Annotated in this window: 8 protein-coding genes; 3 read left to right on the forward strand and 5 right to left on the reverse strand. The window is 74.7% G+C overall.

Going from position 1 to position 6,929, the window contains the following annotated elements; genetic code table 11:
• Positions 1–1,127 (reverse strand): non-hydrolyzing UDP-N-acetylglucosamine 2-epimerase (gene wecB, locus ACFW1A_RS36710; protein ID WP_380417287.1); only part of this gene is annotated, 1,127 nt, incomplete at its 3' end.
• Between the two features lie 349 nt (positions 1,128–1,476).
• On the opposite strand from wecB, the gene ACFW1A_RS36715 reads away from it, so the two are divergent.
• Positions 1,477–2,397: an NADP-dependent oxidoreductase gene (locus ACFW1A_RS36715; protein ID WP_380417289.1), complete on the forward strand. Its 921-nt coding sequence runs from the start codon at positions 1,477–1,479 to the stop codon at positions 2,395–2,397.
• 68 nt (positions 2,398–2,465) lie between these two features.
• On the opposite strand, the gene ACFW1A_RS36720 is transcribed toward ACFW1A_RS36715, so the two are convergent.
• Positions 2,466–2,996, reverse strand: coding sequence for a hypothetical protein (locus ACFW1A_RS36720; RefSeq protein WP_380417291.1), 531 nt, complete (start codon positions 2,994–2,996; stop codon positions 2,466–2,468).
• A gap of 165 nt (positions 2,997–3,161) precedes the next feature.
• Here ACFW1A_RS36720 and ACFW1A_RS36725 point away from each other — a divergent pair, with 165 nt between their 5' ends.
• A complete protein-coding gene (locus ACFW1A_RS36725) occupies positions 3,162–4,166 on the forward strand; it encodes a helix-turn-helix domain-containing protein (protein WP_380417293.1) in 1,005 nt (334 codons plus the stop codon).
• A gap of 66 nt (positions 4,167–4,232) precedes the next feature.
• Here the strand turns inward: ACFW1A_RS36725 and ACFW1A_RS36730 are convergent, their stop codons facing one another.
• The 3 genes from ACFW1A_RS36730 to ACFW1A_RS36740 all read right to left on the reverse strand — a co-directional run bounded on the left by ACFW1A_RS36730 (position 4,233) and on the right by ACFW1A_RS36740 (position 6,265).
• On the reverse strand, positions 4,233–4,637 hold the full coding sequence (locus ACFW1A_RS36730) for a hypothetical protein (RefSeq protein ID WP_380417295.1): 405 nt from the start codon (positions 4,635–4,637) through the stop codon (positions 4,233–4,235).
• A 5-nt stretch (positions 4,638–4,642) separates the two neighbouring features.
• Complete coding sequence (locus tag ACFW1A_RS36735) at positions 4,643–5,248, reverse strand: Imm21 family immunity protein (protein ID WP_380417298.1); 606 nt, start codon at positions 5,246–5,248, stop codon at positions 4,643–4,645.
• A 75-nt stretch (positions 5,249–5,323) separates the two neighbouring features.
• Complete coding sequence (locus tag ACFW1A_RS36740) at positions 5,324–6,265, reverse strand: LysR family transcriptional regulator (RefSeq protein ID WP_380417301.1); 942 nt, start codon at positions 6,263–6,265, stop codon at positions 5,324–5,326.
• A 138-nt stretch (positions 6,266–6,403) separates the two neighbouring features.
• Between ACFW1A_RS36740 and ACFW1A_RS36745 the strand changes: the two genes are divergently transcribed.
• Positions 6,404–6,929: MFS transporter (locus ACFW1A_RS36745; protein ID WP_380417303.1), on the forward strand; the 526-nt coding region annotated here is incomplete at its 3' end.

A 6,929-nucleotide genomic window follows, 5' to 3' on the forward strand; every position in this document is an offset into this window, starting at 1 on the left:
GCGGTGCCCGGCAGGGGCAGGTCGTCGGCGAGGGCCACCGCGAGGTCGTGGATCCGGTCGGAGGCGCGGCCGTCGCCGTACGGGGACGGGGTGTCGCGCAGCCGCCGGTGCAGCCCCGGGTCGTCCAGCGCGGCGCGGGCCGCCCCGGTGAGGGCCGGGCCGGGCTCGACCAGGAGGCTGAACCCGGCGTCCACGGCCTCCGGCCGCTCGGTGCTGGTGCGCACCACCAGCAGCGGCTTCTTGAGCACGGTCGCCTCCTCCTGGACCCCGCCGGAGTCGGAGACCAGCAGCGCGGCCCGGTCGGCGAGCGCGAGGAAGGTGGGGTGGTCGACCGGGTCGGTGACGGTGAGCGCGGCGAGCAGGTGGCCGAGCCCGAACTCCTCGATCTTGGCGCGGGTGCGCGGGTGCAGCGGCAGCAGCACGGGCCGGCCCAGCGCGGCCAGCGAGGAGAGCAGGGCGGCCAGCCGCTCCGGCCGGTCGGTGTTCTCGGGCCGGTGGACGGTGGCGAGCACGAAGCCGTCGGCCGCGCCGAGCTCCGACGCCAGGCGGGTGCGCTCCGCCGGGTCGGGCAGCGACATCAGGGTGGCCTCGACCACGGTGTTCCCGGTGACCCGGATCCGGGCGGCATCGGTGCCGGTGGCGAGCAGGTTGGCGGCGGCCCGGTCGGTGGCGGCGCAGTGCACGTCGGCCAGCACGCCGACCACCAGCCGGTTGATCTCCTCGGGCATCGCCCGGTCGCCGGAGCGCAGCCCCGCCTCGACGTGGACCACCGGGATGCCGCAGTAGTGGGCGGCCTGCGCGCCGGCCGAGGTGCTGTTGGTGTCGCCCTGGACGACCACGGCCCCGGGCGGGGCGGCGGTGAAGGCGCGGGCGAGGTCGCTGGTCAGCGTGCCGATCTGGGCGCCGCGCCCCCACCGGCCGGTGGCGCCGTCGAGCAGCAGGTCGGGCTCGCGCAGGCCGAAGTTGGCGAAGAAGGCTGCGGAGAGTGACGGGTCGTAGTGCTGGCCGGTGTGGATGATCCGGGCCCGGTCGCCGAGCCGGCGGATCAGCGGGGCGAGCTTGATGATCTCCGGGCGGGTGCCGAGGACGACCGCGATGTCTCGGGCCGGGCCCGGGAGGTGTGCCATGGGACTGTTCCACCGCGCGTGCTGGTGACCGGTGCACGTGCGCGCGGCCTGGTACCCGGGGCCGTCCGGGGTCGTCGCGACAGCTGTCCCGACCCTATGGCCTGTCTAGACCACTCCCGGGCCACTGGAACGCATTGTGATGAAAGTGTGGCATGAGTGGGCGTCAGGTGAACCACTGTAGTGACGGAGAGTGACGATCGGCCGGGCGGCTCCGTCGCCGGCCCCGCGTTCGCCCTGACGGAACGCCAGGGGTGCCGCCCGTCGGCCCCCGGCATAGCGTGGCCGGTGGTGCCCAGCACCGGCAGGCGGTGCTTCGGGCGACGATGCCGACCCCTCTGGAGGTCCGTTCATGCGCGCGGTGACCTACGACTCCTTCGCCCCGGACAACGCGCGGCTGCGCCACGGCGAGCTGGCCGACCCCAAGGTGGGCCCCGGTCAGGTGCTGATCCAGGTGCGCGCGGCGGCGGTCAACCCGGTCGACTGGAAGGTCATGGCCGGCGGCCTGGACGGGATGATGGACACGGCCTTCCCGGTCGTCCCCGGCTGGGACGTGGCCGGCGTGGTGGTCCGCACCGGCCCCGACACGCCCGAGTTCGCGCCGGGCGACGAGGTGATGGCCTACGCCCGCAAGGACGTGGTGCAGGCCGGCACCTTCGCCGAGTACGTCAGCGTCAACGCCCCCGCGGTGGCGCGCAAGCCCGCCGCACTCGACTGGGCCCAGGCGGCCGGCCTGCCGCTGGCCGGGCTGACCGCGCTGCGCAGCCTGGACCGGCTGGCCGTGGGGCCGGACGACGTGCTGCTGGTGCACGGCGCGGCCGGCGGCGTGGGGAGCCTGGCGGTGCAGCTCGGCCGCGACCGCGGGGCCCGGGTGATCGGCACCGCCTCGGAGCGCAACCACGCCTTCGTCAGCGGGCTGGGCGGCGAACCCGTGACGTACGGGGACGGCCTGACGGAGCGGGTGCGGGCGCTCGCACCGGGCGGGGTGTCGGCGGTGGCGGACTTCGTCGGCGGCCAACTGGAGACCACGCTGGCCGTCCTCGCCGAGGGCGGGCGCCACGTCTCGGTCGCCGACCCGCGGGTGGAGCAGCACGGCGGCCACTGGATCTGGGTCCGCCCGGACGGCGCCAAGCTGGCCGAGCTGGCCGCGGTCGCCGAGCGCGGCGCGCTGACCGTGGAGGTGGCGCAGACCTTCCCGCTGGACCGCACCGGCGAGGCCTTCGACGCCAGCCGCACCGGGCACACCCGCGGGAAGCTGGTGATCGTGCCCTGAGGGAGCGTCAGGGCCTCGGGGCCGCCGGGTCCGCCCGCCCCCCCGTGACGGGCGGACCCGGCGCGCCGTCAGGCGAGGGTCGCGCAGAGGTTCTCCACCCGGTGCTGGACCAGCACCTCGACCTGGTGGTCCGGGTGCACCAGCAGCACCGCGCCGCCGCTGAGCAGGTAGTCGCCGACCGCGTGGTACGGGTTGCCCGGGTGGATCCGGGCGGAGATGTGCGAGTTCCGCGGCACGTCCCACAGCACGCTGCCGTCCGTCCGCAGGTACTCGGTCGCCCGGCCGCTCTGGTCCCGGTCGACCGACGCGCCGGTGTCGACGTTGGTGTACCGCAGGATTAGCGGCCCGCGCCACAGCACCGTCGCGGGCGAGCCGTCGGGGTGGCGCGAGACGGTCCTGGTCTCCTCCCCGTCGACCAGCGCGGCGATGTGCAGGTGGAACGGGCAGAGCGTGCCCGCGGCGTAGTCGGAGTCGGTGCCGCGGTACGGCTGCCAACCGTCGTCGTCGGCCCGCGCGACCGGGGCCGCCACCAGCAGGGCGGCCGCCGCCAGCGCCGCGCCGAGCGCGGCCGGTCGGGCGAGGGGCGTGGGCACGTGCATCGAAGCCTCCAGGCAGGTCGGTCGGGACCGAACGGTCGCCGCGGCGGCCCCCTGCCGCCGCGGCCCCGCACTGGGTATCGTCGGACTGCGGCGGCACCCGGCGCGAAGGTTTCGGCCGGAGCCGAAAGCCCGGGCGGGTGCGGAGTGCGCACGGAGGGGCGGGGCGTGGTGCTGCGGATCCACTTCACGGCCGAGGACCTGCTCGGCACCCGGTTCGCGGACGGTCCGGCGCCCCTGCTGGAGCTCGAACTCGCCGTCGCCATGCGGCGCAGGCGCGACCCCGACCCGGCGTTCGCCCGCCGCCACCGCTCGCTCGCCGCCCCGGCCGCGCGCGCGATCGCCCCGCTGAACGAGCTGGTCCCCGCGACCGGCGCCGGCCCGTTCTTCCTCGACCCGCTCAGCGCCGGCCTGGAGGACGGCCTGGAACTGGTGCGCCGCGCCACCCGCACCGCGGTCCGCGGCGAACTCGACCGCATCTGCCGCAACGGACTGCCCGTCACCCCGCTGCTGCGCGGCCTGGCGCACGAGGACCGGCAGGCCTGGCAGCAGCTGGAGCGCAGCCTGCGCGCCGCCCACACCGCCCTGGTCGACCCGGTATGGCCGCAGCTGCGGGCCGGCTTCGACACCGACCTCGCCTGGCGCGGACAGGTGCAGCGCGAACAGGGCCTGCGCGGGATGCTGGCCGGCCTCTACCCGGGCAGCCGCTGGCTCGGCAGCACCCTGGAGATCGCGGTCGCCAAGCAGGTGGAGGTCCGGCTGGAGGGCGGCGGGGTGCTGCTGCTGCCGTCCGCGCAGTGGACCGGCGAGCCGCTGTGCGGTCCGTTGCCGGACGGCTCCCTGCTGCTGCTCTACCCGGCGCTCACCCCGCTGCCGCACCTGTACCTCGCCGAGCGGGCGCCCGCCCCCGGCGCCGACCCCGACGAGCCGGTGGCCGCCCTGCTCGGCCGCACCCGCTCGGCCGTGCTGCGCCTGACCCTGCGGGAACCCACCACCGGTCAACTCGCCCGCGAGCTGGGCATCTCGCCCGCCAGCGCCTCCGAACACGCACGGGCCCTGCGCCGGGCCGGCCTGGTCACCACGGCCCGCGCCGGCCGCGCGGTGCGGCACAGCTGCACCCCGCTCGGCCACCGCCTCATCGCGGCGGCGGGAACTCCGGCGCGGCAGGCGTAGGCAGTGCGCCGTCCGGCAGGGCGGCGGCCCGGCCGCCTGCCGCCGCGCGTTCCGCGAACAACGTGACTACGGAACGCTTTGCGCAGTCATGGAGACGACGCCCAGCGAACCGAGCGAGGTCAACAGGACGTCCCACAGCCAGCCCATCCTGGGGATCCCGAACGCACTCACTTCCAGCGATCCGCCGGTGTGGGGGCTGAGAGAGACCAGCCTGTGCTCGGGAGAGATCATCAGCGACGCATCCGCCTTCGGCCAGGAGACATGGAAGCCGACGGTCGTCCCGCGGGACAGCGCATGCGAAAGCGCCGAAAGAACTGCATCCCTGTCCGCAGGATCACCGTCCTTCCAGTCGTAGTCCTCCATGTACGAGAAGGGGTCTCCGCCGAGGACCGTGCAGCCGGTCCGCTCCAGGGAAGCAGCCAGCACGGAGAGCGAGGGGAGTTCCACGAACGTCATGTCGATGTCACTCATCCGGCTCATGACGCCCCCTCGGTGAGATCCGCTTCCGGGAGGAGCTGGACCACACCGACCGAGGCGGACTCGCGGGCCCGCCGGTGGAACGCACGGACTCTCCAGCGACCTGCGGGCACGGGAACCGGGGCCTCGTCCGGCTGACCCTTGCCGTCGGGGTACGGCACACCGAGGTCCCCGCCGGCCTCCGCGGAGTCCATGAGCACGGCAGGGCCGTCGGTCTCCCAAGTGCCGCACTCCTGCCACGGTGTGGCCGAGTCGTTCAGCACGGCCTCGGCGGCCGCGAGCAACTCGGTGTCCGAGTCGGCCGCGAGCCAGCGGACGAAGGCCCGGTGTTCCGCCAGGTAGCAGGTGCTTGCGGGCTCGTCGCCCAGCACCAAGGCCGATACGGGACCGGCGTCGCGCAGGCTGATCACGCCTGCAAGGTCGTCGACCGCGCAGGCCCGGTCGTAGTCGTCGTGCTGATCCGTGCCGCCGACGATCACCCCGTCCTCGGTGCAACCGTCCCACCGGTGCACCGCGGACACGGGGACGACGACCAGCGGACCGCCCATGGACCCGACCCAGGACGGTTCGGCGCCGTGGCGGGTGGCGTTCGGAGTGTCGCTCATGGGAGCAGTGTGCCGCTGACCAGCGACAGGAACGGACGGCGGGGTCTCACGCGGCAGACCGTCTCTGGCGGACTGTCAGCCCCGGGCCGGTGCCACCCACCCCGGCACCCACGTCCCCTCCGGTGCCCGTACGCCTCCCAGCCCCGCGAGGTGGGAGCGCAGGCTCGCCAGGGCGGGGTGCGGGTTGTCCCGGTGCCAGAGGAGGGAGTGGGGGTAGACCGGGGTCGGGTCGGTGACCGGGATGCGGCGAAGGCCGTGGGTGGCGGGCCAGACGAGGCGGGTCTGCTCGCTCATGAAGGTGGCCAGGGCCGGGGTGTCGGCGATGGTGTCGAGGAGGGCGTCGGAGCCGAAGTTGGGGCCGGTGGCCTCGATGGTGAGGCCGAACTCGGCGACCAGGTCGTCGTAGTAGGCGCCCCACTCGCTGCCGGGGACGATGCCGGGCATCCAGATCCGGTGGCCGACCAGTTCGGCGACGGTCACCGAGGAGGCGCCGGCCAGGGCGTGGGCGGGGCCGGTGAGGAGGTGCAGCGGTTCGTCGAGGACGCGGACGGACTCGATGTCCTCGGGGAGGGGCTTGCCCGGCGCGGCGACGGCGCGGAACGAGACGTCGAGCGTGCCGGAGCGGATGGCGGCGACGGCCGCGTCGATGTCCAGCAGCATCAGCACGTCGAGCTCGACCTCGGGGTGCGCGCGGTGGAAGGCGCGCATCACGCCCGAGGCCGCGCCGCGCGAGTTGATCACGTCGACCCGCAGCGGCCGGCGACCGGCGTGCACCGAGGCCGCGGCGCGCTCGGCGACGCGCAGCAGCTCGCGCGCGTGCGGGAGGAACGCCTGCCCGTCGATGGTGAGCTCGGCGCCGCGCGGGGTGCGGGTGAACAGGCGCACGCCGAGGTCGCGCTCCAGGGCGGCGATGCGCTTGGAGACGGCTTGCTGGGTGATCGCCAGGTCGACGGCGGCCTTCTGGAACTGGCCGGCCGCCGCGGTGGCGGCGAAGGTGCGCACTGCTTCGAGGTCCACGTCGGTCACCCTACTGAACAACGAATCGTTGTGCGGTACGGGCGCCATGGTTGTTTGACCTGTGGTTGTCCGGCCGGGTTAGCTCTCACCGGTCAACGTCGGATTGTTCGGTCGGAGTGTCGAGGGGGCGCGCCGCGCATGGTGGCCAGGAGAGCGTTGGGCCGGCAGTTCGGCTGGTTGTGGGCGGCGAACGCGGTGAGCGCGTACGGCTCCGGGCTGGGGTTCGGGGCGCTGCCGCTGATCGCCGTGCTGGTGCTGCACGCCCACCCGGCGGAGGTGTCGGCGCTGTCCGCGGTGGGGCCGGCGGTGGGCGCGCTGATCGCGGTGCCGCTCGCGCCGTGGGTGGAGTTCCGCCGCAAGCGGCCGGTCATGATCGTGGCGGACGTCGTCCGGTGCGTGGCGATGGCGACGATCCCGCTCGCCTACGCCCTCGGCCGGCTCGGCTTCGTCCAGTTGCTCGCGGTCTCGGCGGTGGTCGCCGCGGCCAAGATCGCGTTCAACGCGGCCGGCGGCGCCTTCCTCAAGTCATTGGTCCGGCCGGACGACCTGCTGGTGGCCAACGCGCGCTTCGAGTCCACGAACTGGAGCTCCATCGCGATCGGGCCGCCGCTCGGCGGGGCGGCGATCGGCCTGCTCGGGCCGGGGGTCACCGTGCTGGCCGACG

This window comes from Kitasatospora sp. NPDC058965, from assembly GCF_042741245.1.
GTDB lineage: Bacteria > Actinomycetota > Actinomycetes > Streptomycetales > Streptomycetaceae > Kitasatospora.

What these genes read in the sequence shown, in the direction of transcription:
- ACFW1A_RS36735 (WP_380417298.1), bottom strand. Translation starts at nt 5,248, where the DNA reads ATGAGCGACACTCCGAACGCCACCCGCCACGGCGCCGAACCGTCCTGG.
- ACFW1A_RS36715 (WP_380417289.1), top strand. Translation starts at nt 1,477, where the DNA reads ATGCGCGCGGTGACCTACGACTCCTTCGCCCCGGACAACGCGCGGCTG.
- ACFW1A_RS36730 (WP_380417295.1), bottom strand. Translation starts at nt 4,637, where the DNA reads ATGAGTGACATCGACATGACGTTCGTGGAACTCCCCTCGCTCTCCGTG.
- ACFW1A_RS36720 (WP_380417291.1), bottom strand. Translation starts at nt 2,996, where the DNA reads ATGCACGTGCCCACGCCCCTCGCCCGACCGGCCGCGCTCGGCGCGGCG.